The sequence below is a fragment of the Coleofasciculus sp. G3-WIS-01 genome, assembly GCF_040223135.1.
In the GTDB taxonomy this organism is placed as follows: domain Bacteria; phylum Cyanobacteriota; class Cyanobacteriia; order Cyanobacteriales; family Coleofasciculaceae; genus Coleofasciculus.
Genome location: NZ_JAVJZI010000184.1, coordinates 78,423 through 104,327, shown reverse-complemented (window position 1 = coordinate 104,327; position 25,905 = coordinate 78,423). Strand labels below are relative to the sequence as shown.

Below are 25,905 nucleotides of genomic sequence, written 5' to 3'. Positions count from 1 at the left end.
GCTGTTATCCCCAGATTCCAATGACTTCTACAGCTAACCCTCCAACCTTTACCAAAACCCTACCTGACCATACTCAATTACCAGAATCTGATGGCACATTTGTGAAAAACTTTCAGGAGCATCCCCAAAGTATTCTCTTAACCGATTCCATCACATCTGTACTGCAACGATACCATCCAGATGGGCAATATTGTATTGGTCAAGATTGCGGGATTTACTGGCGTTTAACTGACCCACCCGAAAAAGGAGCCGAAGCACCGGACTGGTTTTATGTCCCCAATGTACCGCCTACGCTAAATGGTCAAATACGGCGTTCTTATGTATTGTGGCAAGAATTAATTCCACCTCTGATTGTTTTAGAATTTGTCTCAGGAGATGGCTCACAGGAACGAGATAATACTCCTTTATCCCGAACTCAAGAACCGGGAGCAGAAAAACCGGGCAAATTCTGGATATATGAACGGATAATTCGTCCAGCGTATTACGGCATTTATGAAGTGAACCGCGCCAGTGTTGAGGTTTATTGTTTAGTTGCAGGTCAGTATCAATTAGTAACCGCAAATGAACGGGGTCATTATCCGATTTCACCGTTAGGTGTTGAATTAGGAATTTGGCAAGGTCGATATCAGAATACAGAATTACCGTGGTTGCGTTGGTGGGATTCTGACGGTAATTTATTGTTAACGGGTCATGAACAAGCCGAACAGGTTCAATCTCAATTAGACCAAGAACGTCAGAGAGCCGAGCGATTAGCTGCACAATTGCGAGCCGCAGGAATTGAACCCGATTTATAAGCTGGTGTTTCGTAGCATTTCACCCCAGAACAAAATAACGGAAACCTTGATCAGTCAAGGTTTCAGCGCCTTCCTTTGTCCTAATCGCCTGTTGAGTTTTGGTACAATTCCATCACCTTGGTAATCGGTAGCCGTGACTGCACACCAATGGTTAAAGGAGAGGTATGTCCCCGATTAAGGTGATCCGCCGCTGCACAACCAATCATGGCAGCATTATCTGTACAATACTTAATCGGTGGGAAAAGAACGCGCAAATTGTGAGCTGACGCCGCCGCTTGTAGGTGCTGTCTCAATCCACTATTTGCCGCAACACCACCCCCCACAGCAATTGTGGTTAACCCATAATCGATCGCGCAATTAACCGCCCGTTTGGTGAGCGATCGCGCCACGGTTTCCTGGAAAGAAGCCGCAATATCATTCACGGGTAATTCATCCCCTTCTTGCTCTAATTGTTGCACTAATCGCAAGACAGCCGTCTTCAACCCACTAAAACTGGAATCATAAGGGTGATACCCTCCACTGGGACGAGATACCCTCCCTTCGGGTAACCCAAAGGCGTGAGGATTTCCTTGCTTGGCTAAACGATCAATCGCCGGACCGCCGGGATAACCCAAGTGTAACAATCGCGCTACTTTATCAAACGCCTCACCCGCCGCATCATCACGAGTGGAACCCAGCATTTCATAGACGCCACAGTCCTTAACATAAATTAAACTCGTATGACCCCCAGACACCAATAAACACAAAAATGGGGGTGCGAGTTCGGGTTCAATCAGATAGGTGGCGTAAATATGACCTTCTAAGTGATGCACTCCCAGAAACGGCTTATTATGAACCATAGCCAGGGTTTTCGCCGCCGTTAACCCCATCAACAGCGAACCCACCAAACCGGGCGCACAGGTAGCGGCTATCCCATCAATCGCCTCCCAGCCCAGGTTCGCTTCGGCTAAGGCTTGGGCGATCGCGGTATTAATCATTTCCAGATGCGATCGCGACGCCACTTCCGGCACAATCCCACCATAAGGTTGATGCACCGGAATCTGAGATGCCACAACATTACTACAACAGGTGCGATCCTCCACCACCGCCACGGCGGTTTCATCACAACTGGTTTCTATGGCTAAAACACAAGCCATTGCTCCTCACCTGAATGAAAAACTCAATTTACATTTTAATTAACTTAACTTTACTCTGTTCAACCTGTCAGAGTAATATTGCTGGAGTGTACAAATCCTTTCTGGGTTTTGTACATAAAACTTTTGATTTTGTAACAAAAGGAAACAATTCTATGCGACGATTGTTGGCTCTACTTTTCGCCGTTACCCTCTGGTTTAGCTTTGTCACTCCAGCCTTGGCTGATTTTGGCCATCTCACACCCTGTAGTGAGTCACCCGCATTTCAGCAACGAGCGAAGAACGCCCGTGCGACCACCGATGACCCCAATTCCGGGCAAAAACGCTTTGAGCGTTATTCTCAAGCCCTCTGCGGTGATGATGGACTGCCCCACTTGATTGCGGATGGTCGCTTCAGTCGGGCTGGCGACTTTACCATTCCTAGCATTCTCTTTTTGTATATGGCTGGCTGGATTGGCTGGGTTGGTCGCTCCTATTTACAAGCGATTCAAGCCGAGAAGAATCCCGAAGAAAAAGAAATTATCATCGACGTGCCTTTGGCAATTAATAAAATGCTCTTTGGTTTTGTTTGGCCCCTAGCCGCCCTGCAAGAAGCCCTCTCTGGCAAACTGTATGCCAAAGAAGGTGAGATTCCTGTATCCCCTCGCTAATCTAGAAATTGGCAACTGGAGATAGGATCTGATGGTGTAGAATTTTCCGTCATTTCGGGGGACTAACATCATAGCGACCCAAATCTCTAGTTACACGATTGATTGACTTACCTATCACCTATCACGTTCAGGAGAAGTTTGATGCAGTATTTTCTCAAGTATCTTTCCTTAGCCCCGGTGTTAATTGCTGTTTGGTTAACCATTACCGCCGGAATTTTGATTGAATTTAACCGCTTTTTCCCTGATTTGCTATTCCATCCGATGCCTTAAGCTGACTGGTGGGTATAGGTTGATAGCGGCATTTATGTCTCTATCAACCCATATTTTTAGATTCTCATCCCAGTACAAACGTATTGAGCAGTCGGCAAAGGGCGGGTTTATTAACATCAGGGCGGGAAACAAATGATAATAGTGAAACCCGCCCCGACAAACCAGGTTCCCCAAACGAAGTGAAGGGTCAAAACTTCCCCAAGCCCAGATATCCTAAAGAAGATTGTGATCGAGAAAAGTTATGGCACGTTTAGCCCTGCTGAGTGTATCCGATAAAACCGGACTGGTTGAGTTTGCCCGTCAGTTAGTTACAGAATTTGACTTTGCCTTAATGAGTAGTGGGGGAACCGCCAAAGCCCTGCAAGAGGCTGATTTACCCGTAACTAAAGTATCTGATTATACAGAATTTCCCGAAATTTTAGGGGGTAGAGTAAAAACTCTGCATCCCCGGATTCATGGTGGTATTCTGGGACGGCGCGATGTGGCGGAAGATGTGGAACAAATGACAGCCCACCAGATTCTACCCATTGATTTGGTGGTGGTGAATTTGTATCCCTTTGAGGAGACGATCGCGAAACCGGATGTGACGTTATCAGAGGCGATCGAGAATATCGATATTGGCGGACCTGCGATGCTACGGGCGTCAGCAAAGAATTATGCCCATCTAACGGTTTTGTGTAACCCTAGCCAGTATGAAACCTATCTAGAACAATTACGCCAGCATGAGCATCAACCGTCCCTAGAATTCCGCCAATCTTGTGCGATAGAAGCATTTTCTCATACAGGTGATTATGATCGCGCGATCGCGTCCTACCTAGGCAAAACTCAGGAACCCCTCGACGCAACCCAGGAAGCACCATCCCTTCCCCAAGATTTTGTCCTCTCTGGAAAGCAAGTGCAATCCCTACGCTACGGGGAAAATCCTCATCAATCAGCAACCTGGTATCAAACTGGAACCACTCCCACTGGATGGACAGCTGCAACTAAGCTGCAAGGAAAAGAACTCAGTTACAATAACCTAGTGGATTTAGAAGCCGCACGGCGGATTATTACTGAATTTACGGATTTACCCGCCGCCGTCGTCCTCAAGCATACCAATCCCTGTGGTGTGGCGTTGGGAGGTACGCTGTTTGAAGCTTACGAAAAAGCCTTACATGCTGATCCCGTTTCTGCTTTTGGCGGTATTGTCGCCTTGAACCATCCGATTGATATGTCTACAGCCGGGGCGTTAACCCAAACCTTCTTAGAATGTGTAGTCGCACCGGAGTGCGAACCCGACGCCAAAGAGATTCTGGCGAAAAAATTGAAGTTAAGAGTTTTATTGCTACCTGAGTTGCAAAAAGGTCCCAAGCAAACTGTAAAGGTTATTGCTGGTGGGTTACTGGTGCAAGCGTCGGATGATGCAGTAGATAACCCCGACGACTGGGAAATTGTCACCGAAAAGCAACCGACTCCTGATCAACTAGAGGAATTATTATTTGCCTGGAAGGTGTGTAAACACGTTAAATCTAATGCCATTGTCGTAACTCGCGATCGCACCACCTTAGGAATTGGCGCCGGTCAAATGAATCGGGTAGGCGCGGTGAAAATTGCTTTAGAACAAGCTGGGGAAAAAGCCAAAGGAGGTATTCTCGCCAGTGATGGATTCTTCCCCTTTGATGACTCAGTACGCACATCGGCTGATGCTGGAATAGACGCGATCGTACAACCTGGGGGAAGTTTACGGGATAAGGATTCGATTCAGGCGGCGAATGAATTGGGTTTAGTGATGGTACTTACGGGTATACGTCACTTTTTGCATTAACTAACAGGCTATAAATTTAAAGCGGGACATGGTAGTTGAGATGAGGTATTAGGTATTAGGTTTTGAGCTTCTCGTATAGAAATGCTTTTCCGGTATTGTCAAAAAAACGTGACATATCATTATTTTGATAGCTTAAGCCGCCAACTCCTCAAAATTTCGCCTCACCACCTCCTGATAATCTGGCAATGCCTCAATCTCCATCAACTCCCACGTTGAGTAGGGTGGGCATTGCACTACCCTACTTAATAGAGTGTTGAAAACTCGCCCACAATTTTTTAGGGGTAAAGCCTTGACGACGAACCCACCTGGATAAAGCTACAATAGTGCAATAGAAATTACCACAACAATCTCCTATGAAAGTTAAAGGAATTATACGCGGCAAAACCATAGAGCTATTTCAAGAACTTCCCGTGCCTAATGGCGTGGAAATTTTTATTGAGATTCCTGATACTACTTTATCGAACCCTGACTCCAATTGGCAACAGCTACAAGCCATTATTGGTGCATGGAAGGATGATCAAGAAATCGGAGACATTTTTGCTCAGATTGATAGAGAACGCCATGCTGACTTGGGTGAACCGATAGATTTTGATAATATGCGTCATTTTGTCAATATCCAAAATTTACACCTTGAGAATTGGTTAGTCCCTTAAACGATAGCAAATGGCAGAATAGAGGGAGCGATAGCATTCACTCGCCTCTATTCCCGAACCTGGTGCTAACGGCTCAACAGGTGCTAAACGGCAATGTCAAAAATTGATTTTCAGTAAATCGGCATCCCCAGGTTGAGGTAATCGTGGCTTAGATGGGCGAGTAGGAGTGGAGGGTGGCGAAGACTGCTGGCTGGGTATTGAAATTTGGGTATCGGGACGATTGGGATTAAAAATGCTAACCAAAACGTCAATCAAATCCTCTCGCTGCTGGCGAGTCAGCTTTTCTATCGCCGCGCGATCGCCTGCCATCGGATTTTCCCTTAACGTGTTACTACTGGGATACACAGATTCATTTATAGACTCATTAGCCCCAAGATAGTCAGCAAGGGTCAGCTTCCAATCAAATCGGTAATTAGGAAGACGTCTTTTCTCGTACAAGTGATAACGAATCAGACGACTTGCCAATGTACTCTCTAAATTGACTTCACCCGTTTCATTACTGACATACTGGTTCTCTTGTGGGAAATCAGGCAATCGCTCGTAAACTTGACGCCAAGTATCGTCAGGTCTAATTAATTGGGCGTTGACGGGTTGGGAACCTATAATTGACAAAATGGGGATAGTCCTAACTCCCACTTTGCCCCAGCACAAGCCGATACTCATTACAAAGGTAAGGGTAAACAGCACAACGAAGCGTGTCGCCTTACCTTTGTGTTTCAGTTGGAACATAGTGAATAGGGATGATATCTGACTTTCACGGTATGTGGCGCAACGTTAGTAGAGACGTTGCAGGCAACGTCTCTACAACTTTTTGGTTGCAACCTGATGTAACTAAACCCGCCCAGACGCGCCATGGCGCGTCTCTACAATAGTTTTTAGACTTCCCGTGAAAAGTCCGGGATGATATAGCTGTCGCCATAAAAGTTACTCCCCAAACTTGCCCAGCTTCCCCGGCGCCCGCCTTTAATCCCCAATTATTTCTGGTTGGGTCAGTTCATCAGACATCTCAATAATTGCCCGCAGTACAGGCTTCATCATTGGGTCGTCGAGATTTTCAAAATCTTCGTAGCGACGGCGCTTTGCCCGATTTGCCACTTGCACCGTAATCCGATAGCGATTAGAAGCCGCGTTGACTAGCTCCTCTGCTCGGTGCATAATTTGACTGTAATCCAACTGGTAACGCCGATGCAGCATAGCTTTTTATTCCGTTTCTTATCCTAAAGTCGCAAGTTATAAGTCTAGCATTCTTGACCCATGACTGCCTGTGTGAGCGCAGCAGGGCGAAGCCCAGCCAGAATGCCCCCATCTTCTAATCCAAGTGGGCAACCCAAGCAAGGATTGTCAACGCTTAGTCCTCGTGGTCTTCAAAGGGATCACTCAATTGAGCCGAAGGCGGACCAAAGGCTGTGTAGATTGAGAAGGCGGTGACGACGATCAGAATTACAGCGACTGAAATGCTAAGAACTATTGCAGGTTCCATGGTGGGTCTCTATAGATTAGTCTTCTTCCTCTATAATATTACAGAACATTACAAAACGTGATCGAAATTAATCATAGGTGACCCATGGCACAACGGACGTGGTTAGGAGATATTCTCAAACCCCTGAACTCTGAATATGGTAAAGTGGCTCCCGGTTGGGGAACAACGCCTTTGATGGCGGTGTTCATGCTCTTATTCTTCGTTTTCTTGCTAATTATCTTGCAGTTATACAACTCCTCGCTGTTGCTGGAGAACATCAATGTGGATTGGAAAAGCTTAGGTCAATAGGTCATGTTGGTGTTGATTGTACTCTTTCTCCCCCAACTTTCTCCTCCAAGCCAGCGACATGGTATTTGCGAAGCACCAAACAGGCTATAGGGTTCATAGCCATAAACTTTTCTCTAATCAGATATGAACCATTGATACCCTCTCCCTCTGTGCTTTTCAGTGGGGAGAGGGTTATCTGTGAAGCGTTAGACTTTAGATTTGAGACACAATAGACACAGGTCTCGGTACATCAGGAGGTTATGAAATGAACGTTTTTGGGATTGGTTTACCGGAAATGGCGCTGATTTTGATTGTGGCGCTATTAGTATTCGGACCGAAAAAGTTGCCGGAGATTGGTCGGAGTCTAGGCAAAGCCATTCGCGGCTTTCAAGATGCATCTAGAGAATTTGAATCGGAATTTAAGCGTGAGGCTCAACAGTTAGAACAAGCGACGAAAACACCAGCACTGTCTGAAACTCAGCAGAAAGCTACTCCTGAAACTGATTCAACAGATAACGATAATCACGCCGCGACTCCGTCTCAAGCTGGCTAACAATTATTTTTCACTGAACGTTTTCGCTGAACGTGAAGACGGAGTGTTAGTCTTGACTGACTGATGTTTCCCTAGCGGTGTCCATTTGTCAATACCTAAAATGCCACAAAATGTCAGGACAGCCATTTGTCCTAACTGTGGCACTTACCCTAAAAGAGGGAGGAATACGGCGACCAATATCAGATGGGTAAGCGCTCAAAATTATATCGGTCTTGGGCATCCGGACGGCTGCTGAGAGAAGGGTGATTAGCTGTAAGACCTAATCATGGGTAGTCCATGATCAAGTAATTCCTGATGAAGCCAAAAGCTGACACCATGGCGCGAGCTTGGTGTCAGTTGTTCATAAAGACCGTTGCCCATTATTTTGCTCAGTGTTGGGTGCCTCAAACTTGTACCCAACTCCCCGAATCGTTTGGATTAATTTTGGGTCACTCGCATCGATTTCGATCTTTTTGCGAATTTGCCCAATATGAACGTCAACAACTCGTTGGTCTCCAACATAGTCGTATTCCCACACTTCCTGAATCAATTCAGAGCGGCGCAGGACTTGACCCGGATGAGACGCTAAGAAATGTAACAAATCGAACTCTAGAGCGGTCAAAGGGACGAGTTGGTCGTGAAGGGTCACCTCCCGACGTGTGGGATCAATCGTCAAGTGATTGTAAACAAGGCGCTGCTGGTCAGTCGGCGTAATTTCTCGCTTACGTCTCAAAATCGCCCCAACTCGATTTTCGAGTTCCATTAAATCGAAGGGCTTGGTGAGATAGTCATCACCACCTTGTTTGAACCCTTGGTTTTTGTCAGCGGGTTCACCGCGACTAGTGAGAAAGAGAACAAAAACATCATTGATGTTTTGCATGTCCCGGCAAAGGTTGTAGCCAAGGGTATCCGGCAAATTTACATCCAGAATCACTAAGTCTGGGTTGAATTGTTTAAATGCGGCTAAAGCCGTCTTACCATCCTGTGCCGACTCCATTTGATAGTTCTTTTTGCTCAAAAAGCGAATGATTAAATTGCGGATTGCCGGGTCGTCGTCCACGACAAGAATTTTGGCGGAGACCATGGTCATAAATTTCCACGGAGAACTAATTTCAGGGATTGAGATAAGATGCACACCTATTCACCACTAGGATGTCTTGAGCATTTTAGTCAATACTCTTCTAGCGTAACTGGATCAGGAATCAGGGTATAGATTTTTGTGACATCAATAGCGTAGTCAGCCTTTAAGTCAATTATCGCCAGAGAACTCAGGGATGCCAATAGCGTTTGGCATCGTTACCCAAGTGGGAAAATAGGGCAGCCGCCCAATAGCATAACCGCTTTTGGCAGATCTGGCATCACTTGGGCTTGCTTCAACAAATTTTTCTGTCCAGAGGACTTGTTTGCAAAGAACAGGCTACACTAGCTTGCAAGGGAGTTAGCATGACACTTGGTACGTAACCAGACTGTTACCTGTTGGGTGCAGCCCGGTTGAGAGTATCGATGTCTATCATAATAACCAGTGTAGAGTCTTAAAAAAATCGGCGGAAGTCCCCATCTGTCTTCACGGTGGGAATGGATAGCCTCACCCTAGCTGATAAGCTAAAAACATTGGTTGGAACTCCAACTAAAAACCGCGTTCAAGGGACAAAACAAAATTACTGCCTGTGGAAGACGGGCGGCTGCCTGTGGACGCTGAGTAAGACCATCACCGGATTCAGTTCTGGACTTTCTGCGCTTTTGAAAGTACCCAACGTGGCATCGGCGGATGAGACGGGAAATCTCGAAGACGAATAAGACCGTCACTGTTTTAGCTAATGTGAGGGCGTTAGAAGCCCCAACAAAAGCGAAGCAGGTTGGGGTACTTCACGATATACCAGTGAAAAAAAGGGATATCTCGGAGGTTTTGAATGAGCGATCAAAATCCCTACGAAAAACTTGGGGTCACAGAAGATGCTTCCTTTGATGAAATTCAGGATGCTAAAGGACGCTTGATGCAGCAGCATCGCGGCGAACCTAAGCTCATAGAGTCGGTAGAGGCGGCTTATGATGCGATTATTATGGATCGCCTCAGAATGCGCCAAGAAGGAAAAATCAAGGTTCCAGAACGCATTCGTTTTCCGGAACGAGAAAAAGTCCCACAAACTTCTTTGGGTTTGAGCCCACCCTCAGGCAATTCCTCTCCGGCTTGGCTACAACGACTTTTAGATACCCCGACGAGGAGTGATCTTGTTGCACCAACGGTTGTGTTCTTGGGATTGAGTGGTCTGACTTTGTTTTATCCGGAAGCGTCAATTCTTACCTTGGCTGTCGCCTTGGGGTTTGGCGGTACAATTTATTTCCTCAATCGCAAAGAACAACAATTTGGTCGGGCTGTCTTACTGACCCTAGTCGGTTTGCTGCTCGGTGTAGCATTAGGAACAGTTCTGGGAGGAGCGTTGGAGTCACTGCTTATCGACATGGGTTTGACCATTGAGAAATTTGCCTCATTGGTAACCTTTGTCTTGTTCTGGCTGATTAGCAGCTTCCTGCGATGAAAGGGGGAATAGGAGAAGACAAGGTAGAGATTCAGCAACTCCCTTGTCCTCAATTTCCTTATTCCCTGTTCCTGATTAAAAAAATACTGATCAACTCTTTTCAATCGACAAACAACCCCGTTTCATCTGCTCCCTCTCTATCGCCTCAAACAAAGCGCGGAAATTCCCCTCACCAAACCCTTTTGCCCCCCATCGCCGTTCTATGAACTCAAAAAAGAAGGTGGGTTCGGCGAAAATAGGTTGGGTAAAGGTTTGTAGAAGCAACGCTTGAGGGGATTTGGCTTGCCAATCTACTAAAATTTGCTGCTGGGCGATCGCGTCCCATTCCGCCATCGAGAAATTATAGCCCGGATTGCGATCGCGGACTATCTTGTAATAACTGGGGGGAACGTTGATGAAGGACATACCTTGGCGGCGTCGTTGCGCGATCGCACCTACAATATCTCTCGTAGCTAAGGCAATATGCTGGACTCCGGCTCCTCCATTCACATCCAGAAATTCCTGAATTTGAGAATTCGCTGATGTCGGTTCATTAATGGGCAATTGTGTCCCTGTCACCGGATGCACCATAACCTGAGAGCATAAGCCAGATTTTTCCGTCTGGATAGTAAACACCTGCTGTGGTTGGAAGTCCAACACCTGCTGATACCACTGAACCGCTTTCGCCAAATCCCCTGCCGCCACATTCAGGACAACGTGATCGATATGGGTAAACTCCTCAATTGGGGAACTGTTGAGTGTTGATTGTTGAGTTTGTACAGATGCGCCCTGGCGCGTCTGATTGTTGGGTGTTGAACTCAACCAGTCTACCTGTACAGGAAAGTAGGGAATGGAATCAAAGCTATGGCGTTCAACCAGAGTATGAGTCATATCGCCCCAGGCGGCGACTTTACCCCATTTTATGTAACTATCCTCATACTTGCGAGTTTGAAGGGGTTGTAAGACCTTAGCGCCGCGTTTGAGCAGTCGTTCCATAACATATTCCATGTTGGAAACGTTAAAGGCAATATCAGCAACACCTGGAGGATGCTGGTGCAGAAACTGGGCAACGGGACTATTCGGCGCGATCGCAGACGACAGGACAAAATAAATTGCCCCACTCTTCACCACTGTCGTGCTTGTGTGACAACTCGCCCCCGATGCCACAGATTGAAAGCCCATCTGCTCGACAAACCAAGCGCGGGAGGCTAGCGCATCTTTAACGTAAAAGTGAATGTGATCGATTTTCATGGCTTATCCCATCCGGCAGCTTACCTGGTTGTCAATTTTGCCGTTTTTTGCGGAATTTCAGGTCATTCTTAAGGGAGAGCCATTTGTTATTTGTCATTTGTCCTTCGTTTACTCCCCCATCTTCTCTATCTTCTGTTCCCTCCCTTCGCCACAATACTTCTTCAGCACGCCCTCGTTAAAAGAATAGATGGCTTTCCGGCTGAATGTTGATTTCCATCGGTACTGCTTGCTCTTCAGCGTTCAGAGCAAACAGAACGGCATTAGCGGCTGTTTCCGGCGTGAGCATCTTCTTGCGATCCACTTTTAAGCTGACATTATCCCAGAAGGGTGAATCCACACCGCCAAAGTAAAAGAGTGTAAACTTAATCCCAAAACGCTTTAATTCATCTGCCATACATTTGCTAAACCCGACAACGCCAAACTTCGAGGCGCAGTACGCTGATGCCATTGCCATGGAATGTTTGCCCAAAATGCCGACGATATTACAGATATGACCGGATTTTTGACTTTTCATCACTTCGGCGGCGGCTTGACAGGTATAGAAGCTACCTTTGAGATTTAAGTCCAGCATCGCGTCTAGGTCAGCCGATGTAATTTTGTTGTACTGTTTAAGAATTCCTGCCCCCGCCGCATTGACGAGTACGTCAATCTGACCAAACTTGTCAACCGCCTTGTGCATAAGCGTTTCCACCTGGGCTGGATCGGTGATATCGGTTGGTACATTTAAGACTTGCTCTAAATTAGTCATGGGGAGTTGGGACACTAAAGCGGCTAAGCGATCGCTCTGTCTGGCGGCGAGGACTAAATTTGCTCCCTCTTTTGCTAATTGGTGGGTTACAGCCGAGCCAATACCCCCTGTGGCACCGACGACCACAATAACTTTATCTGGCATATAATTTTACATTTCTTTACACTTTACCTATGATAGAGCGGTTTGTCCGTTGTCATTGGTCATTTGTTGTATGTACTCATCTCCCCCTGCTCCCAGACGTGCCATGGCACGTCTCTACAACTCCTGCTTCCTGAAAACTTATAAAGAGCTAGATTATGGATATTGTGGTCATTGGTAGCGGATTTGGGAGTCTATCGGCGGCGATTCGGTTAAGTGCTGGGGGTCATCGGGTGACGATTGTGGAAAAGCGCGATCGCGCCGGGGGGCGTGCCTATGTTTACCAACAGCAGGGGTTTACCTTTGATGGGGGTCCCACGATTATTACAGTGCCACATTTAATCGACGAGTTATTTGCCCTAGCTGGAAAGAAAACTGCCGATTATGTCAAACTTGTCCCCCTTGAACCCTTTTATAACGTCCGCTTTCCTGATGGGTCAGTCTTTCACTACAATAATTCCGCCGACGCTCTAATTGAACAAATTCGCGCTTTTAATCCAGCCGATGTAGCAGGGTATCAACGCTTTGCCAAAGCAGCAAACGCTATTTTTGAGAAAGGATTGCCGTTGATGGAGCAGTCTTTTAGTCGCTTCACCGATATGTTGAAAGTGGCTCCAGATTTGATTCAGTTACAGACGTATAAATCCGTCGCTGGGTTTGTTAATCAGTACATTCAAGATGAACGATTGCGGCAAGTTTTTAGTTTTCATCCCCTATTAATTGGTGGAAATCCGTTTCAGAGTACGGCTATCTACGCCATGATTCACAAGTTAGAACAGGCGTTTGGGATTTGGTTCCCTATGGGAGGAACGGGCGCATTAGTCCAGGCGCTGGTGCAATTGTTTCAGGAACTTGGGGGTCAACTGTTGCTAAATCAATCGGTGACGGAAATTGTGGTGGATGAAACCACGAAACGAGCCACAGGAGTAAGATTAGATGGGGGAGAGGTGCTGAAGGCAGATGTGGTGGTAAGTAATGCTGATGTGGCGTTTACTTACTTGAATTTAATTCCCCAGAAATTTCGCCGCAAATATAATGACCGTCGCGTTAAAAAGATGCGCTATTCTATGTCCTTATTTGTGCTGTATTTTGGCACAAATCGTCAGTATCCCGACATGGCACACCATGAAATCTTGATGGGGACTCGGTATCGGGAATTGATGCGGGATATTTTTGGACGTCAACAGCTTGCGGAAGATTTTGCGTTGTATTTGCATCATCCTACGGCGACTGATCCATCTTTAGCACCACCTGGATGTGATTGTTGGTATGTGTTATCGCCTGTTCCCCATTTGGGGAGTCAAACAGACTGGACGGTGATGGCGAAACCGTATCGAGATAAGATTATTAAGTATTTGGAACAGCATTATTTACCCGATTTATCCAAGCATATTGTTACAGAACATTATATTGATCCGTTGCATTTTCGCGATACATTAAATAGTTATTTAGGGAGTGCCTTTTCCGTGGAACCGACTCTCACACAGTCGGCGTGGTTTCGTCCTCATAATCGGAGTGAGGATATTCCGAATCTCTATTTTGTGGGGGCGGGAACCCATCCGGGTGCGGGATTACCAGGGGTGATGAGTTCGGGAAAAATTGCAGCGCGGCTGATTGAAGAAACGGCAAGCCAAATGGTAGTGGCGTGGCACAGCTAAAATGGTGGAATAGATTTGACTGGTTTTCTGGGCGCACATCGGTGTGGGCGCACGTCGGTGCGCCCCTACAAGGTAATCAATCAATTTAGGTGTGCCACGTCGTCATCGTGAGGAGAGCGAATCGTAACACACCTGCTAACCCAGCCTAAACAAAGCCTATGACCCCACCGAGAGTACAATCAGTTAACACTGTTTGACTGGTAGGGAATCACCGTCCTATAAGGACGGTGAGGATGTCAAAACTGGTGCAAGATCTCAGTATGACCCGACAGAATATAGAAGGAGCGATCGCATTCACTGTGATCTGTTCTCCAACCTTGTGCTAACGGCTCAACAGGCGCTAAACGGCAATGTCATCTAACAATTTAGACCACTACTACAGAATACTGGGACTAGAACCCGGAGCCTCCCTAGAAGAAGTGAACCAAGCCTACAAAGACTTGGCATTTATTTGGCATCCGGATCGGGTACCGGAGGAGAATCAGCGCTTGCGCCAGAAAGCTGAGGACAAACTCAAAGAAATAAACCAAGCGCGAGACGAACTGCGATCGCACAAACCCAAAACGCCCAAACCCCCATCCTCACCGCCACGCAAGCCTGCTGCAAATACCTATTATTACCGTGCGCGATCGCCCCGAGAAGAACCGACTCAATCGCGGCGTTACTCTCAATCAACAGAACCGAAGCAACCACCCTCCCCAGCTAGGAGTTCCTCTCAATCAACAGAACCGAAGCAACCACCCTCCCCAGCTAAGAATGACTACCAACCCAGAACGCGATCGCAATCCCAGCGCCCGCGATCGCATCCTGATCTCAGTGGTGCTAATTTTCAGGGAGTTGATCTCAAAGAAAAAGACCTATCTGGACGCAATCTTAGTAATGCCAATCTCAGTCAGGCTAACCTGACAGATGCTTTTTTACATAATGTAAATTTCAGTGGTGCAAATTTAGAAGGAGCCAATCTTTTTCGCGCTAACTTATTTCAAGCCTGTTTAGTTCAGGCAAATTTACGAGATGCTAATTTAATTGGTGCGGATTTAAGTGGTGCAGATTTAAGTGGTGCAGATTTGCGGGGCGCTAAAGTGGGGACAGCCGACCGATTGCTCGTTAAATTAACGGGAGCTATTTTATCGGGGGCTATTTTACCCGATGGCAGAATTCATGAGTAATCAGACCCATGAAAATTTATCTAACTATCTGTTTGTGCTGAATACTCCATTTTCATTCACTTTCACCTTTATCAGTAAACCCCGACACCCGCCAAGAACTCAAGTTCTTGGCTTATAGCTAAAGTCCATTAAAATGGACTAAAACTTTTATGCACTCGTCTTTAGACGACTTGAGCTTGGGTTCTTTGGGTTGAAACCCAAGGCGCTTTAACTCGTCCAGAATCTGCCCAGATAGGTTAACCTGTATGCTAGATCAAGAGGGTTCTCCATACCCACACCTTGAACAGTTAACAATCGTCCGACTGTCAATGTTCTGGTTTTGTCAATCATTTGTAAGGGATGAGTAAAACGTTATATGAGTAGTTCAATCCAAGAATTTGATGTTAAATATTTTGTGAAACTGCGGAGTTCTCTAGATGGAGAACAAAGCTTTCTCAGTTGGTCAGGTTCTATCTATGCCTTTATTCCCGGAGAACGGCGAAAAAAATTGTTTAATATGCTGGGAATGAGTGTCAGCCGCTGTATTCCCGCCGATGAAGAAAGTTGGAATTTTACTTCACGAGAACTTACCTATTATCTTGACCCCGAAACCGGAGATATCCTGCATCAGTGGGACAATCCTTGGACGGGAGAAACCTTAACCGTTGTTCATGTGGCAAATAATCCGGTACAAGGTTATCTAAAAGGTAAATTTCCGGCGGAGGTAAATAAGGATATGACAACCTTCTGGTTTGATTTATTTCCCAATTACCCCAACCCTTTAGCCAACGAGCCTCAATTTGCCGCATACAGTCCCCAAGAAACCTATCAAGCGGCTGAACTGTTTAAACTTACGGTTCCTACAGAGGATTTACATAATCCAGACTTAAAGTCCGTTTCTAAACTCTTTCTCAGTTGGGATAGAATCGGACCTTGGGTACCTTGGATGAAAATGGGTGATCAACGTGGACAGCTTATCTATAGTGGTCGAGGGGTTAAAGTGAATGATTTTACGGAATTACCCGAATTACTCCAGAATGAAATTAATATTCGCGTTCCTGTCTATAAAAATGCTCCTCAGCCGCCATTAGATGAGGATGATGATATGACATCGTGGACGTATTTCCAAAAGCATTTTCAGGCGTATCTATCGGGAGAGCGATTTCCAATTGTGGAAACAGAATAATATCATCTGAAAGCATTCGCGACGAAAATTTAACGGTAGACCCGAACAATCCGCAATGCTTCTCCCCTAGTAATTTATCACTTCTTCAAACCAGGGTTTAATATGACTAAGGTATCATCATCAACACGAGGCGATCGCAGGTTCTCTAGAGGCGCTAACCGACGGGGGGAAACCGATTGGCGACTTTTCCTGAGATTGGTTCCTTATGCACTCACCAAAAAACGCCTACTGATCACAGCGATTATTTTACTCGTTCCGGTATCTATTCTGGGTGCTATTCAACCCTTAATTATTGGGCAAGCTGTTTCCTTAATTCGTCAAGAAGAAACCTGGTGGTTTCTTGAGAATCGTTCCTTGTCAGAAGGAATCAATATCTTAGCGATTTTCTTGTTACTGAGTATCATTATCCGATTAATCTGTAGCGTTTTCCAGAAATTCCTGGAAGAAAACTTGGGTCAGCAAATTACCGCCGGGATTCGCAATGATTTATTTGACCATATTACCTCCCTGGCGGTGCGATTTTTTGACCGCACCCCTGTGGGAAAACTGATTACTCGCATCACCAGTGATGTGGAAGCATTAGGATTAGTCTTTTCTAGTGGTGCAATTGGTATTCTTAATGACCTCTTCTCAATGCTGGTTATTGCCATTTTTATGTTTTCCCTGCAATGGCAACTGGCGCTCATTCTGATATTAATGCTGTTTCCAGTTACCGGGTTGATTGTCTATTTTCAGCAGCAATATCGAAAAGCTAATTATACAGCCAGAGAAGAACTCTCCACACTCAACTCAATGCTGCAAGAAAATATCGCTGGGATTAATATTGTCCAGCTATTTCGTCGGGAACAAGTGAATGCTGAGATGTTTCGGGCGGTGAACCAGCGCTATGTTGCGGAAGTTGATAAAACCATCTTTCATGATTCCGCTGTATCCGCCACATTAGAGTGGATTTCCTTAGTTGCGATCGCGGCTGTATTATGGTTAGGAGGTTGGTTAATCCTGCAAGATAATCTCAGTTTTGGTGTCTTATCTGCCTTTATTCTTTACGCCCAGCGTCTATTTAATCCTTTGCGTCAGTTTGCTGACAAGTTTACCATGTTCCAAGCGGGATTCACGGCACTTGAACGGGTGAGTGATATTATGCATGAGCCGATTGAAATTCGTGATCCAGAGTTAGCGCATTCGGCGTTAATTTCAGAACAACCGAGGACAAATGGTAAGGGAGAAGTAACAGCACATCAAGGTGAAATTCGCTTTGAACATGTCTGGTTTGCTTATAAAGAAGATGACTATGTTCTTAAAGACTTAGATTTTACCATTCGCCCCGGACAAAAAGTGGCGTTAGTGGGTCCCACGGGTGCGGGAAAGAGTTCGATTATTCGCTTGCTGTGTCGCCTCTATGAAGCCACAAAGGGACGCATTTTAGTAGATGGGATTGATATTCGGGATTTGCCGCAATCTGAATTACGGCGTCAGATGGCGGTTATTTTGCAAGAGGGGTTTTTGTTTGCTGGGGATGTTAAAAGTAATATTACCTTGGGAGAAGACTACTCGATTGAACAAGTGAAAGCGGCGGCGGAAGCTACAAATGTTGCTCAATTTATCGAACAACTTCCTCAAGGCTATGATACCCAACTCCGGGAGAGGGGAACCAATCTTTCTGGGGGTCAAAAGCAGTTATTGGCATTTGCCCGGGCGGCGATTCGTAATCCCCAAATTTTGGTATTAGATGAAGCGACGGCGAGTTTAGATGTGGGAACCGAAGCGTTAATTCAACAAGCCCTTGATCATTTATTGGAAAAACGCACGGCAATTATTATTGCCCACCGTCTGTCAACTATTCGCAATGTAGACCGAATTTTGGTGCTTAAGCGGGGTGAGTTGGTGGAATCCGGTTCTCATGAACAACTGTTGCAACAGGATGGTTTGTATGCGGCTTTGTATAAGTTGCAGATGTTGGGAAGTTAAGGCAACAGGAAATAGGGAACAGGGAACAGGGAACAGTAAATTCTAGAACTTTAAACATTGACAACGATGGCTAAGTATGGATAAAAAAAATAGAATAAAAATCGGTGCGATCGCGTCGATTTGTCTCCTCATTATAGTCTTAGGATGTTCTCCTGATGAACAAAACTCGGGGACAGTACAAAGCCGCGATCGCACGTTTGTAGAAACGACTGTATCTCCTGCAACCAAGCCCATTTCAGCACCAACCCATTCGGTAGGTGAAGTCATTTCTATCAGCCAAAACAATCTCAATCTCCAATTTACTGTTAACAGCACCAAGGTGCATCCGGGAAAAGGCGTGATTCAACCAAATAAAGGGAATCAATGGGTAGTAGTCGATACCACAATTGTCAATCAAGGACAACAACCACAAACATTTTCCGTCGTTTCCTTTGACGTTATCGATGGCAACAATAATACCTACGAAGTGGCGCTTTTAGCTAGTGCATTGGAGGATATTGAAACGCCGACGGGTGAAATTAGTCCCGGCGATCAACGACAGGGACAACTTGTGTTTGAAGTTCCTGAAGATACTAGCAATTTGAAACTGTTATTTCAGCCGAATCCGATTGAGTGTGAAGAAAAATCAACAGCAGCCAAGGGATTAGATTGTCAACCCATTGTTGTTAAACTATAACCAATCACCCATTATCCATCAACCCTATGGAAACCGCCAATCCGATATTTCGTCATCAAATCTCTGCTGATGTAATTGCCTTAGACAAACAGGGACGAGTTATTCTAGTTGCTGATGTCAGAGGTAGCCGTGTGGTTAAGCTTACCCTCTCTCAATTTACCTCCTACCTAAAAGCCACGCAAACCGCCGTTCCCTTCGCCATGCTAGTTGACCCCGAAACGATTCAAATTGTTCAATGGGATGGCGTCAATTGGTCAGAGGCTATCTGTTCCCTAAAGACGACGGATATGGTAAAACCATATATCAGAGACTTTGATAGTTATAAGCGTGACTATCAGCATCAACAAATAACTGGAGGTTACTTAGAAATATTACTTTTAGCATGGCTGGACGATTTAGCCTTCCACTGGAAGCTAGAAACACCGCCAGCATCAGAAGAATTAGCAGCCATTGGTTTATTAGAACGACTAGACGAGGGTAGCACCAAACGTGAGGTAGAAATTTCAGGTGATACTATACTTAGAGACGAACTTTCTCATGAGTATTTGTACTGGGCGTGATTCCTTAGCGACTACATTGCTGCAAAATACGCCATCATCGGTGCAGCTAGTTATGCCAAATATTTGTTTAATGGAATCCTTATCAGCGTTAGAAAATGAACAAAAATACCGCCGACGTTTTGAAAATGAACTAAATTTGCAAATTAGTCAGTTACGACGAGATGTAACCTCATCTCATGCGAGGTCGATGTTGGCGCTTTTAATGGAGTATAAAACTGAAAATGAGCAGCTACTTGCAGAGATTAAAATGCGTCTATTTCAAGCGATTAACCAGATATCTGAAAAAGCCGAACTCATTGCTTTAACGTCGCCCATGATCCAAGATGGTTTAACTATTCCTTTAATTGATAGAGATTATACAGATAATCTAATTCTTCATTGTATTCTACATCAGGCTCATTCATACCCGACGGAAACTCAAGTATTTTTGAGTAGTAATGAACGGGAGTTTGGTACACCCGAAGTTCAATCCGCGTTACGAAATGTTGGGATTACAAATTATTTTAGTAGCACTCAAGTATTGCTCAATTGGCTACAGTCCCAGCAATCGGAATAAGCAACAGAAATGATCAAGGTATTGGCTAGTCCTAACATAAGGCGTCTAGGGTTCGCTGCAATCCTCGCCTTCTTATGCGCGATCGCTTTCTCCTCCTGCAACCTGGTTAAATCCCCCAGCCCAGCTGCATCCACGTCAAATTTTCCGCCTTAGGGGGAGTATTCTGGAATATTTATGAACTCAAACTGGCGGCGGAGGACATTTAGTTCGTTCGTAGTAGGCGCTGTCTTCGCCATCAACGCTTGCATCAAACCCTTAAATCAAAAGGTTGATTTGTAGGGGCGGGTTTTACTCTTAGCTGCGGCGATATCTTACCAAGTGAATAAACCCGCCCTGACCCTAAGTACAATTTTTGTTCAATGCAGCGTTTCTTTAGGTTAATTTAATTAATGGCTAATCCAGTATAAATTTGGGACTAAGTGAGATATAATAAATTCAACCATCATCCCGTTGCCGACGACTAGAGCAATCATGTGCATTCCCTAGAAATCAAAGCTCAACTCAAATCCCTAATGAAAGAGGCGTCATCGATAGAACCCTGTTTAGCGAAACGGTTAGATGAGATTAACCGCTGGGTGAAAGACATCAAGCCAGGTTCGCTTACGGCTAAAAAATTTGTCATGGCGTTTTTGTTAGAGGTGATTCAAGATGCTAAGGTTTGGCTAGCTATCAAAGCCTTATCCTCTCCAGAGTTGCAGGAATCTGCCTTTGAGCAAATGACGCCAACGGAACGATATTGGTATCATTATCTTTTCCCCAAATGGCTAAATAGCAATGATCCAAAATTTTACATTTGGAAACAAAAGTTGATGTCAAGTGAGTTGACTCAAGCAGACGATGATATCCTTAAATCTATAGCTCAGACAATTGTCAGCCGAGGGGGTACAGTTTGGCGATGCTATATCGCAGATTTTTCTATAGCAACAGATTTGATTGTTAGTTATCGTCAAAGAAAGCCCCTGTGCCTACAGGTGACTAGCGTGAGTAATGACTATTCTCAAAAAAAATATGAAAATTGGCAAAATACTCTCCAGATGTGGGTAATCGATAGAGGGCTTTTCCTAAGTTATAACCCTGGAAAACCCGATTTTTTGGATCAGTTAGTCACAATAACACTTCATAACAGTGACTTTCTTCCCTTGGGACGTTATCTGAAATTTCCCTAACTGAGAAGATTAGTCATGACGACCGAAATCTTTTAGCCCAAACGGAATTTCCTATCTAAGTTATGGTCACCAAACAACAAAATTATAGTCATGATGACTTAGGCGCGTTTTCGGAAGCGCTGGAAAAATCCCGGAAAATGCAGCAGGATTGGCTGACGCATGGACTTGATTTTGTGAATTTGTATATTGAGGATATAGAGGAAAATTGGCTAGACAGGTGGGATGATGATGAAGTAACGGTAGAGAGTTCTGTCACCTTAGCATCAGAACAGACGTTTATTGAACCATCAGTTGTCGAATTTATGAGTGCTTTTTTGGCGAGTGATTATCCCGCCGCAGTTTGGGCGCGAGAAAGTGATCATCCCTTAGCGATGCGAGTACAGCAGCAAATGGAAACTGAGGGATTAGCTCAAATTATTGCCCGGTTGGGAGACTGTTTGAGTATTCCGGACGAATCGGAGAGGCTCCATGAAGCAACCATGATTTTGGCAGGTGGGGTTACGGTTGGAGAGATAACCCGCGATTCGGGTGATGAAGAGGATGAGTTTAAGTTATTTGATTTAGCCGAAAGTTTGTTGGAGAAATTAGCGGAACTGAAAGCAAGAGAATGGAGGATTATGGGGAATTGAGGTGATATGGATGTGCTTTCAGGCAAGAAAAGGGCGCACGGGGCGTGCGCCCCTACGAATAATGGGTTGCCATTGGTGCAATATCTGAGTTTGGGTCGCTATAATTTATAATCAAAACTTGCTGACTCCTCCAGGAAAATTGATATGAATCCAGAAACTCTATTATCCAGAATTTCTATCGATCCCAATATTTGCCATGGTAAGCCCTGTATTCGAGGTCATCGCATTTGGGTTTCTCTAATTCTTGACTATTTAGCGAGTGGGATGACTGTCGAGGAGATTCTTGATGGATATCCAAGTATAGAACGGAATGACATATTTGCTTGTATCGCGTATGGAGCTGAACTGGCGAGGGATTACTATGTGGAAATTCCCTTGGAGACGGCAAAATGAGGTTTAAACTTGATGAGAATGTAGATGTTCGTGTAGCAATTATTTTGCGTCAGGTAGGACATGATGTGGCAACAGTTTCAGGGCAAGGTTTGAATTCAACTTCAGATGTTGAACTAATTACAATTTGCCACAGTGAGGGGAGATGTTTAGTCACTTGCGACAGAGGATTCGGAAATCGCCTGAGGTATAAACCCTCGGATTATTCGGGCATTGTAGTATTACGTTTGCCATCTCGCCCTACCTTTGCAGATTGGCGTGAGGTAGCAAATACCTTAGTTATTGGATTGGAAAGTGCAGAAGTTCAAGGAAAGCTTTGGATTGTTCAGGGCGGGAGGATATTGGAATATCAATCAGTTGATGAGGAGGAAGTTGACTGATGAATAAGGGAAAAGGATTTGGTATTGGAAATCAGACGAAACGTGAACAAAAATATATAGCTCATCATATTACTTTAGAGGCTTTACTAAATTTAACGACTGAAGAAGCTTTTAAATGGATTGCTTCAAGATTTTCAAAGCGACACACTCTAACTTCTTTTAAGCAAGATATTGACATTTGGTATACGAGCGAAATCCAAAGCAAACTTTCTCTAGCAATAGAACATAAACGACGCGGGAAATTCAAGAAGTCCTTAAAAATCTATAATAACTTATTTCAGCAAATGCCAACTTGGTCTGAACTCTACAGAGGTGTGTATAAAACTCTTGCTATTTCTGGCAAGTTAGATCAGGCAGAGCGTTCTATTCAGATTAATGCTCTACTTTTATCACTAGAGTATGCTTTTACTGGTGCGCCATTTTCTTTTCCGGATGATTATTTTAATTTAATTTCAAATAATCCTAGTATTTTTTTGGCATTTTGGACGATAGAAGACCCCAATTTAGTCAAGCATTTGGGAGCAATCGCCTTGATTCGTCAAGGAGGATTAACAAAGCAATCAGTACAAGCTTATTTAAATAATATTCAAGGTAAATTACCGATAAATGATTATCCTGACCGAACGGTTTTAGCCAATAAGGGAAAAGAAGTATTGATTCAACTTCCCTGGCATATAATCTCAGAAATTGAAACTCCCAATAATTTGGTTAATTGGTTACGTGAATTAACAGCTATGCTTAGTTATGAATTAGGCAATTTATTACAGCCAGATAATTATGACAGCAAAGAACGTCTAAAGTCCTATTTAATGGATAAAATTCTGGGATTATCAAAAAATATTATGCAGAGAGAATCTCAGTTAGATAAGAATTACTGGGAAGATGTTGATCAAGAATATTCTGATTTAATGATACTGCTATTTATCAACATTATACAGAGTGGCAGCGACAGAGGAGTTGTATATCCATTTTTATTGGCAAATCTAGAAAATATAGATAATAATTTTGCTAAATATTGGCATATATTTTTAACAACAGAACTATCCAAAAAGAAACTAGAGCAAACACAAGGTACAGCAGCATATATTGCTCTTTTTAGCATGTTGATGCAAGAATTTCCGCAGGGAAACCAAGCCAATAATATAGAAATAGCAATAGCAGGCTATGAGGCTGTATCTACTGTGTATACCTGCGAAGCATCTCCTCAAGCATGGGCAAATCTACAACATAATTTTGGTGATGCCTACCTAAACCGGATTCGGGGAGACCAAGCCGAGAACTTAGAGAAATCTATCCAATACTACAATAATGCTTTAGGTGTCTATAAAAGAGAAATATTTCCTGAACTGCTTGCCAAGATGCAATGCTAGTCTACACTCAACAATCTTTTCCTGAACAATGGGCTTTAGCCCAAAGCATTCTGGGCAATACTTATAGCCAACTCAATCATATTAATGAGGCAATAGCTTGTTATCGGTCAGCTCTAAAAATATATTTATCTACGACTAATCCCTTGAATTGTCTCAGAATTGGACGTAAATTTGGTAAAGTTGCTTTCTTGGCTAAAGGTTGGGATGAAGCGATTGAGGGTTATAATCTGGCGATTGAAGCCGTAGAAACTAGCCGCCGTTGGGTAACGTCCGACTTCCGCCGTCAAGAGATTCTCGCTGAATCCCTTGATGTTTATGACAATATGGTGCAAGCTTGTATTAATGCTGGACAATTAGAAAAAGCCCTGGAAACCGTCGAGCGATCGCGGGCTAAACGTTTGGTCGATTTAATGGCAAGTAATGACCTTTACCAGAGTGAGGAAATTGCCCCAAATGTCAAGGCATTGTTGCAAAAGTTCGATGATTTGCAACAGCGAATTGACCAAGAACGAATACAAAATAAGTCCAGCCATAATCGAGAACTGATAAGGATGGATAGCCATCCCAGAAACCGCGCTGCATTCCAAGCCGAAAACGACGCGATCGCATCCTTAGAAGCTGAAAAACTGCACGTCTGGGAACAACTTAGACGCCTTGATCCTGTACTGGCTGGAGAAATTAAAGTTGATGCGCCTAATTTTGCTCAGATACAACAACTTATTGACGAACCGACTACTGCCATTCTGAGTTTCTATACCACAACTAACGACCTACATTTATTCATTCTACGACAAAATCAACTGACGCTACACACTTGTCCCGGTCAAGGAATTAATACCCTGCAAGGTTTTATTTCTCAGAACTGGTTACAACCTTATATTGAGGATAAGTTTAACTGGACAAGCAATATCAACACATTTCTCAATGAACTCTCTCAACGGTTGCAACTGACTGAACTGATTACCAACCATTTAAAAGGTATTGATGAACTGATTATCATTCCTCACTTATTGCTGCATCAAATTCCCTTTGCGGCTTTACCGATTCCGAACTCCTCTCCCGACTCAAAGAATGGTGCAAGTCGAGACTATTTCGGAGACAAATTCCTCATCCGTTATACGCCCAGTTGCCAAATCTTAACATTTTGCCACCAACGCCGCGATCAGGATGTAGAGACATTACCTGCAACCCAATATGGCACAGTTGAAGATGCCACAGATGACCTGCCTTTTGCCAGTTTTGAAGGCGAACAAATCGCCAATTTACATAATATTCCCGATAACCTACGATTAAAAGGCAAGACTCAAGCCACGGTTAAAAATTATCGCCAACTGGTCAATCAAGTCCAAGTGATTCACTCCAGTCATCATGCCGAATTTCGCCTGGATAATCCATTGGAATCGGTGCTTAAATTAGCGGATGGTCATATTACATTAGGACAATTAATGACACCAGGATGGCGTTTACCTGATTTATTCGATGTCTTTCTCTCCTGCTGCGAGACAGGTTTAGGATTGCCGGAAATCACTGATGATATCCTCACTCTCTCGACTGGCTTTTTATGTGCCGGGGCGAGAAGTGTGGTTAGCACCCTTTGGTCAGTGGCTGATTTAGCTACAGCTTTATTCTCTATTTTTTACTATCAACAGCGACAACATGGAAAAAATCGTCCTGAAGCGCTGCGATACGCTCAAATCCAATTACGGGAACTCCAGAAAGACGAACTGTTGAATCGAGAGGACATCAAAGAATTCTGCCAACAAGCAGAATTAAAGCGGAAAGAGGCAAGGTGTAAGCGCAACCAATGCCAACCCGATTCAACAGACTATTTAAAATGGGAAAGTGACTATAATAAATACCATACAATGATTCAGCAAATTCAGACTATAAAAAAATCTCCAGATGAATATCCCTTCTCACAACCACGATTCTGGGCGGCATTTACCTGCCAAGGCTTACGCTGAATTTGTCAGTCCGTG

Annotated in this window: 30 protein-coding genes and 1 pseudogene; 23 read left to right on the top strand and 8 right to left on the bottom strand. The window is 44.4% G+C overall.

Annotated elements, in window-relative coordinates; genetic code table 11:
• The first annotated feature begins 20 nt into the window (after positions 1-20).
• Positions 21-794 (top strand): Uma2 family endonuclease, encoded by a 774-nt coding sequence (locus RIM23_RS19095; protein WP_446368709.1) that lies wholly within the window; start codon positions 21-23, stop codon positions 792-794.
• An 80-nt stretch (positions 795-874) separates the two neighbouring features.
• Here RIM23_RS19095 and tsaD read toward each other — a convergent pair whose 3' ends face one another.
• Positions 875-1,930 carry a tRNA (adenosine(37)-N6)-threonylcarbamoyltransferase complex transferase subunit TsaD gene (gene tsaD, locus RIM23_RS19090; protein ID WP_446368708.1) on the bottom strand — a complete coding sequence of 352 codons (1,056 nt, stop codon included), beginning with the start codon at positions 1,928-1,930 and terminating at the stop codon, positions 875-877.
• Positions 1,931-2,082: 152 nt separating this feature from the next.
• Between tsaD and RIM23_RS19085 the strand changes: the two genes are divergently transcribed.
• Together RIM23_RS19085 and psaJ are read left to right on the top strand one after the other, a co-directional pair.
• Positions 2,083-2,577 carry a Photosystem I reaction center subunit III gene (locus RIM23_RS19085; protein ID WP_446368707.1) on the top strand — a complete coding sequence of 165 codons (495 nt, stop codon included), beginning with the start codon at positions 2,083-2,085 and terminating at the stop codon, positions 2,575-2,577.
• Between the two features lie 141 nt (positions 2,578-2,718).
• A complete protein-coding gene (psaJ, locus tag RIM23_RS19080) occupies positions 2,719-2,847 on the top strand; it encodes a photosystem I reaction center subunit IX (RefSeq protein WP_006099310.1) in 129 nt (42 codons plus the stop codon).
• Positions 2,848-2,862: 15 nt separating this feature from the next.
• On the opposite strand, the pseudogene RIM23_RS19075 reads toward psaJ, so the two are convergent.
• Positions 2,863-2,946, bottom strand: a pseudogene (locus RIM23_RS19075) (zinc ribbon domain-containing protein); the annotation flags it as partial.
• A gap of 142 nt (positions 2,947-3,088) precedes the next feature.
• Here RIM23_RS19075 and purH point away from each other — a divergent pair.
• Both purH and RIM23_RS19065 read left to right on the top strand, forming a co-directional pair.
• On the top strand, positions 3,089-4,651 hold the full coding sequence (gene purH / locus RIM23_RS19070; protein ID WP_446368706.1) for a bifunctional phosphoribosylaminoimidazolecarboxamide formyltransferase/IMP cyclohydrolase: 1,563 nt from the start codon (positions 3,089-3,091) through the stop codon (positions 4,649-4,651).
• A 353-nt stretch (positions 4,652-5,004) separates the two neighbouring features.
• Positions 5,005-5,304, top strand: coding sequence for a hypothetical protein (locus RIM23_RS19065; protein WP_446368705.1), 300 nt, complete (start codon positions 5,005-5,007; stop codon positions 5,302-5,304).
• A gap of 96 nt (positions 5,305-5,400) precedes the next feature.
• Here the strand turns inward: RIM23_RS19065 and RIM23_RS19060 are convergent, their stop codons facing one another.
• A complete protein-coding gene (locus RIM23_RS19060; protein ID WP_446368704.1) occupies positions 5,401-6,033 on the bottom strand; it encodes a hypothetical protein in 633 nt (210 codons plus the stop codon).
• An 11-nt stretch (positions 6,034-6,044) separates the two neighbouring features.
• Between RIM23_RS19060 and RIM23_RS19055 the strand changes: the two genes are divergently transcribed.
• A complete protein-coding gene (locus tag RIM23_RS19055) occupies positions 6,045-6,176 on the top strand; it encodes a hypothetical protein (protein ID WP_446368703.1) in 132 nt (43 codons plus the stop codon).
• A 91-nt stretch (positions 6,177-6,267) separates the two neighbouring features.
• Here RIM23_RS19055 and RIM23_RS19050 read toward each other — a convergent pair whose 3' ends face one another.
• Positions 6,268-6,498: a DNA-directed RNA polymerase subunit omega gene (locus tag RIM23_RS19050; protein ID WP_446339660.1), complete on the bottom strand. Its 231-nt coding sequence runs from the start codon at positions 6,496-6,498 to the stop codon at positions 6,268-6,270.
• Positions 6,499-6,652: 154 nt separating this feature from the next.
• On the bottom strand, positions 6,653-6,784 hold the full coding sequence (gene psbN, locus RIM23_RS19045) for a photosystem II reaction center protein PsbN (RefSeq protein WP_446339659.1): 132 nt from the start codon (positions 6,782-6,784) through the stop codon (positions 6,653-6,655).
• Between the two features lie 84 nt (positions 6,785-6,868).
• Between psbN and psbH the strand changes: the two genes are divergently transcribed.
• Together psbH and RIM23_RS19035 are read left to right on the top strand one after the other, a co-directional pair.
• Entirely contained in the window at positions 6,869-7,072 is a 204-nt protein-coding gene (psbH, locus tag RIM23_RS19040) for a photosystem II reaction center phosphoprotein PsbH (RefSeq protein ID WP_446339658.1), read from the top strand.
• A gap of 244 nt (positions 7,073-7,316) precedes the next feature.
• Positions 7,317-7,604: a TatA/E family twin arginine-targeting protein translocase gene (locus RIM23_RS19035; protein ID WP_446339657.1), complete on the top strand. Its 288-nt coding sequence runs from the start codon at positions 7,317-7,319 to the stop codon at positions 7,602-7,604.
• Positions 7,605-7,944: 340 nt separating this feature from the next.
• Here the strand turns inward: RIM23_RS19035 and RIM23_RS19030 are convergent, their stop codons facing one another.
• Positions 7,945-8,673 (bottom strand): response regulator transcription factor, encoded by a 729-nt coding sequence (locus RIM23_RS19030; RefSeq protein WP_446355939.1) that lies wholly within the window; start codon positions 8,671-8,673, stop codon positions 7,945-7,947.
• A 485-nt stretch (positions 8,674-9,158) separates the two neighbouring features.
• Between RIM23_RS19030 and RIM23_RS19025 the strand changes: the two genes are divergently transcribed.
• The gene (locus tag RIM23_RS19025; RefSeq protein WP_446368702.1) at positions 9,159-9,380 is read left to right on the top strand and encodes a hypothetical protein; all 222 of its coding nucleotides are present in this window, start codon (positions 9,159-9,161) and stop codon (positions 9,378-9,380) included.
• Positions 9,381-9,493: 113 nt separating this feature from the next.
• Positions 9,494-10,120, top strand: a complete 627-nt coding sequence (locus tag RIM23_RS19020) for a CPP1-like family protein (RefSeq protein ID WP_446368701.1) — start codon at positions 9,494-9,496, stop codon at positions 10,118-10,120.
• A gap of 90 nt (positions 10,121-10,210) precedes the next feature.
• Here the strand turns inward: RIM23_RS19020 and hppD are convergent, their stop codons facing one another.
• Together hppD and RIM23_RS19010 are read right to left on the bottom strand one after the other, a co-directional pair.
• Positions 10,211-11,350: a 4-hydroxyphenylpyruvate dioxygenase gene (gene hppD / locus RIM23_RS19015; RefSeq protein WP_446368700.1), complete on the bottom strand. Its 1,140-nt coding sequence runs from the start codon at positions 11,348-11,350 to the stop codon at positions 10,211-10,213.
• 175 nt (positions 11,351-11,525) lie between these two features.
• Positions 11,526-12,242, bottom strand: coding sequence for an SDR family oxidoreductase (locus RIM23_RS19010; RefSeq protein WP_446339652.1), 717 nt, complete (start codon positions 12,240-12,242; stop codon positions 11,526-11,528).
• Positions 12,243-12,397: 155 nt separating this feature from the next.
• On the opposite strand from RIM23_RS19010, the gene RIM23_RS19005 reads away from it, so the two are divergent.
• From RIM23_RS19005 to RIM23_RS18945, 13 genes are all read left to right on the top strand, one after another.
• The gene (locus RIM23_RS19005; RefSeq protein WP_446368699.1) at positions 12,398-13,897 is read left to right on the top strand and encodes a phytoene desaturase; all 1,500 of its coding nucleotides are present in this window, start codon (positions 12,398-12,400) and stop codon (positions 13,895-13,897) included.
• A gap of 350 nt (positions 13,898-14,247) precedes the next feature.
• A complete protein-coding gene (locus RIM23_RS19000; RefSeq protein ID WP_446368698.1) occupies positions 14,248-15,066 on the top strand; it encodes a pentapeptide repeat-containing protein in 819 nt (272 codons plus the stop codon).
• Between the two features lie 355 nt (positions 15,067-15,421).
• Positions 15,422-16,231 (top strand): DUF1838 domain-containing protein, encoded by an 810-nt coding sequence (locus RIM23_RS18995; RefSeq protein ID WP_446368697.1) that lies wholly within the window; start codon positions 15,422-15,424, stop codon positions 16,229-16,231.
• Positions 16,232-16,333: 102 nt separating this feature from the next.
• Entirely contained in the window at positions 16,334-18,199 is a 1,866-nt protein-coding gene (locus tag RIM23_RS18990) for an ABC transporter ATP-binding protein (protein ID WP_446368696.1), read from the top strand.
• A gap of 76 nt (positions 18,200-18,275) precedes the next feature.
• The gene (locus tag RIM23_RS18985) at positions 18,276-18,875 is read left to right on the top strand and encodes a DUF4352 domain-containing protein (RefSeq protein ID WP_446368695.1); all 600 of its coding nucleotides are present in this window, start codon (positions 18,276-18,278) and stop codon (positions 18,873-18,875) included.
• 26 nt (positions 18,876-18,901) lie between these two features.
• Positions 18,902-19,435, top strand: coding sequence for a hypothetical protein (locus RIM23_RS18980; RefSeq protein ID WP_446368694.1), 534 nt, complete (start codon positions 18,902-18,904; stop codon positions 19,433-19,435).
• Entirely contained in the window at positions 19,413-19,991 is a 579-nt protein-coding gene (locus RIM23_RS18975) for a PIN domain-containing protein (protein ID WP_446368693.1), read from the top strand. The genes RIM23_RS18980 and RIM23_RS18975 overlap by 23 nt, the downstream gene beginning before the upstream one ends.
• 473 nt (positions 19,992-20,464) lie before the next feature.
• On the top strand, positions 20,465-21,157 hold the full coding sequence (locus RIM23_RS18970; RefSeq protein WP_446368692.1) for a hypothetical protein: 693 nt from the start codon (positions 20,465-20,467) through the stop codon (positions 21,155-21,157).
• A gap of 62 nt (positions 21,158-21,219) precedes the next feature.
• Positions 21,220-21,786 carry a hypothetical protein gene (locus tag RIM23_RS18965; RefSeq protein WP_446368691.1) on the top strand — a complete coding sequence of 189 codons (567 nt, stop codon included), beginning with the start codon at positions 21,220-21,222 and terminating at the stop codon, positions 21,784-21,786.
• 144 nt (positions 21,787-21,930) lie between these two features.
• Positions 21,931-22,179 (top strand): DUF433 domain-containing protein, encoded by a 249-nt coding sequence (locus RIM23_RS18960; protein ID WP_446368690.1) that lies wholly within the window; start codon positions 21,931-21,933, stop codon positions 22,177-22,179.
• Positions 22,176-22,556 (top strand): DUF5615 family PIN-like protein, encoded by a 381-nt coding sequence (locus tag RIM23_RS18955; RefSeq protein WP_446368689.1) that lies wholly within the window; start codon positions 22,176-22,178, stop codon positions 22,554-22,556. The genes RIM23_RS18960 and RIM23_RS18955 overlap by 4 nt, the downstream gene beginning before the upstream one ends.
• A complete protein-coding gene (locus tag RIM23_RS18950) occupies positions 22,556-23,926 on the top strand; it encodes a hypothetical protein (protein WP_446368688.1) in 1,371 nt (456 codons plus the stop codon). Before RIM23_RS18955 ends, RIM23_RS18950 begins: the two co-directional genes overlap by 1 nt.
• Positions 23,920-25,890, top strand: coding sequence for a CHAT domain-containing protein (locus RIM23_RS18945; protein ID WP_446368687.1), 1,971 nt, complete (start codon positions 23,920-23,922; stop codon positions 25,888-25,890). The genes RIM23_RS18950 and RIM23_RS18945 overlap by 7 nt, the downstream gene beginning before the upstream one ends.
• The last annotated feature ends 15 nt before the right edge of the window (positions 25,891-25,905 follow it).

What these genes read in the sequence shown, in the direction of transcription:
- RIM23_RS19095 (WP_446368709.1), top strand. Translation starts at nt 21, where the DNA reads ATGACTTCTACAGCTAACCCTCCAACCTTTACCAAAACCCTACCTGAC.
- tsaD (WP_446368708.1), bottom strand. Translation starts at nt 1,930, where the DNA reads ATGGCTTGTGTTTTAGCCATAGAAACCAGTTGTGATGAAACCGCCGTG.
- RIM23_RS19085 (WP_446368707.1), top strand. Translation starts at nt 2,083, where the DNA reads ATGCGACGATTGTTGGCTCTACTTTTCGCCGTTACCCTCTGGTTTAGC.
- psaJ (WP_006099310.1), top strand. Translation starts at nt 2,719, where the DNA reads ATGCAGTATTTTCTCAAGTATCTTTCCTTAGCCCCGGTGTTAATTGCT.
- purH (WP_446368706.1), top strand. Translation starts at nt 3,089, where the DNA reads ATGGCACGTTTAGCCCTGCTGAGTGTATCCGATAAAACCGGACTGGTT.
- RIM23_RS19065 (WP_446368705.1), top strand. Translation starts at nt 5,005, where the DNA reads ATGAAAGTTAAAGGAATTATACGCGGCAAAACCATAGAGCTATTTCAA.
- RIM23_RS19060 (WP_446368704.1), bottom strand. Translation starts at nt 6,033, where the DNA reads ATGTTCCAACTGAAACACAAAGGTAAGGCGACACGCTTCGTTGTGCTG.
- RIM23_RS19055 (WP_446368703.1), top strand. Translation starts at nt 6,045, where the DNA reads ATGATATCTGACTTTCACGGTATGTGGCGCAACGTTAGTAGAGACGTT.
- RIM23_RS19050 (WP_446339660.1), bottom strand. Translation starts at nt 6,498, where the DNA reads ATGCTGCATCGGCGTTACCAGTTGGATTACAGTCAAATTATGCACCGA.
- psbN (WP_446339659.1), bottom strand. Translation starts at nt 6,784, where the DNA reads ATGGAACCTGCAATAGTTCTTAGCATTTCAGTCGCTGTAATTCTGATC.
- psbH (WP_446339658.1), top strand. Translation starts at nt 6,869, where the DNA reads ATGGCACAACGGACGTGGTTAGGAGATATTCTCAAACCCCTGAACTCT.
- RIM23_RS19035 (WP_446339657.1), top strand. Translation starts at nt 7,317, where the DNA reads ATGAACGTTTTTGGGATTGGTTTACCGGAAATGGCGCTGATTTTGATT.
- RIM23_RS19030 (WP_446355939.1), bottom strand. Translation starts at nt 8,673, where the DNA reads ATGACCATGGTCTCCGCCAAAATTCTTGTCGTGGACGACGACCCGGCA.
- RIM23_RS19025 (WP_446368702.1), top strand. Translation starts at nt 9,159, where the DNA reads ATGGATAGCCTCACCCTAGCTGATAAGCTAAAAACATTGGTTGGAACT.
- RIM23_RS19020 (WP_446368701.1), top strand. Translation starts at nt 9,494, where the DNA reads ATGAGCGATCAAAATCCCTACGAAAAACTTGGGGTCACAGAAGATGCT.
- hppD (WP_446368700.1), bottom strand. Translation starts at nt 11,350, where the DNA reads ATGAAAATCGATCACATTCACTTTTACGTTAAAGATGCGCTAGCCTCC.
- RIM23_RS19010 (WP_446339652.1), bottom strand. Translation starts at nt 12,242, where the DNA reads ATGCCAGATAAAGTTATTGTGGTCGTCGGTGCCACAGGGGGTATTGGC.
- RIM23_RS19005 (WP_446368699.1), top strand. Translation starts at nt 12,398, where the DNA reads ATGGATATTGTGGTCATTGGTAGCGGATTTGGGAGTCTATCGGCGGCG.
- RIM23_RS19000 (WP_446368698.1), top strand. Translation starts at nt 14,248, where the DNA reads ATGTCATCTAACAATTTAGACCACTACTACAGAATACTGGGACTAGAA.
- RIM23_RS18995 (WP_446368697.1), top strand. Translation starts at nt 15,422, where the DNA reads ATGAGTAGTTCAATCCAAGAATTTGATGTTAAATATTTTGTGAAACTG.
- RIM23_RS18990 (WP_446368696.1), top strand. Translation starts at nt 16,334, where the DNA reads ATGACTAAGGTATCATCATCAACACGAGGCGATCGCAGGTTCTCTAGA.
- RIM23_RS18985 (WP_446368695.1), top strand. Translation starts at nt 18,276, where the DNA reads ATGGATAAAAAAAATAGAATAAAAATCGGTGCGATCGCGTCGATTTGT.
- RIM23_RS18980 (WP_446368694.1), top strand. Translation starts at nt 18,902, where the DNA reads ATGGAAACCGCCAATCCGATATTTCGTCATCAAATCTCTGCTGATGTA.
- RIM23_RS18975 (WP_446368693.1), top strand. Translation starts at nt 19,413, where the DNA reads ATGAGTATTTGTACTGGGCGTGATTCCTTAGCGACTACATTGCTGCAA.
- RIM23_RS18965 (WP_446368691.1), top strand. Translation starts at nt 21,220, where the DNA reads ATGGTCACCAAACAACAAAATTATAGTCATGATGACTTAGGCGCGTTT.
- RIM23_RS18960 (WP_446368690.1), top strand. Translation starts at nt 21,931, where the DNA reads ATGAATCCAGAAACTCTATTATCCAGAATTTCTATCGATCCCAATATT.
- RIM23_RS18955 (WP_446368689.1), top strand. Translation starts at nt 22,176, where the DNA reads ATGAGGTTTAAACTTGATGAGAATGTAGATGTTCGTGTAGCAATTATT.
- RIM23_RS18950 (WP_446368688.1), top strand. Translation starts at nt 22,556, where the DNA reads ATGAATAAGGGAAAAGGATTTGGTATTGGAAATCAGACGAAACGTGAA.
- RIM23_RS18945 (WP_446368687.1), top strand. Translation starts at nt 23,920, where the DNA reads ATGCTAGTCTACACTCAACAATCTTTTCCTGAACAATGGGCTTTAGCC.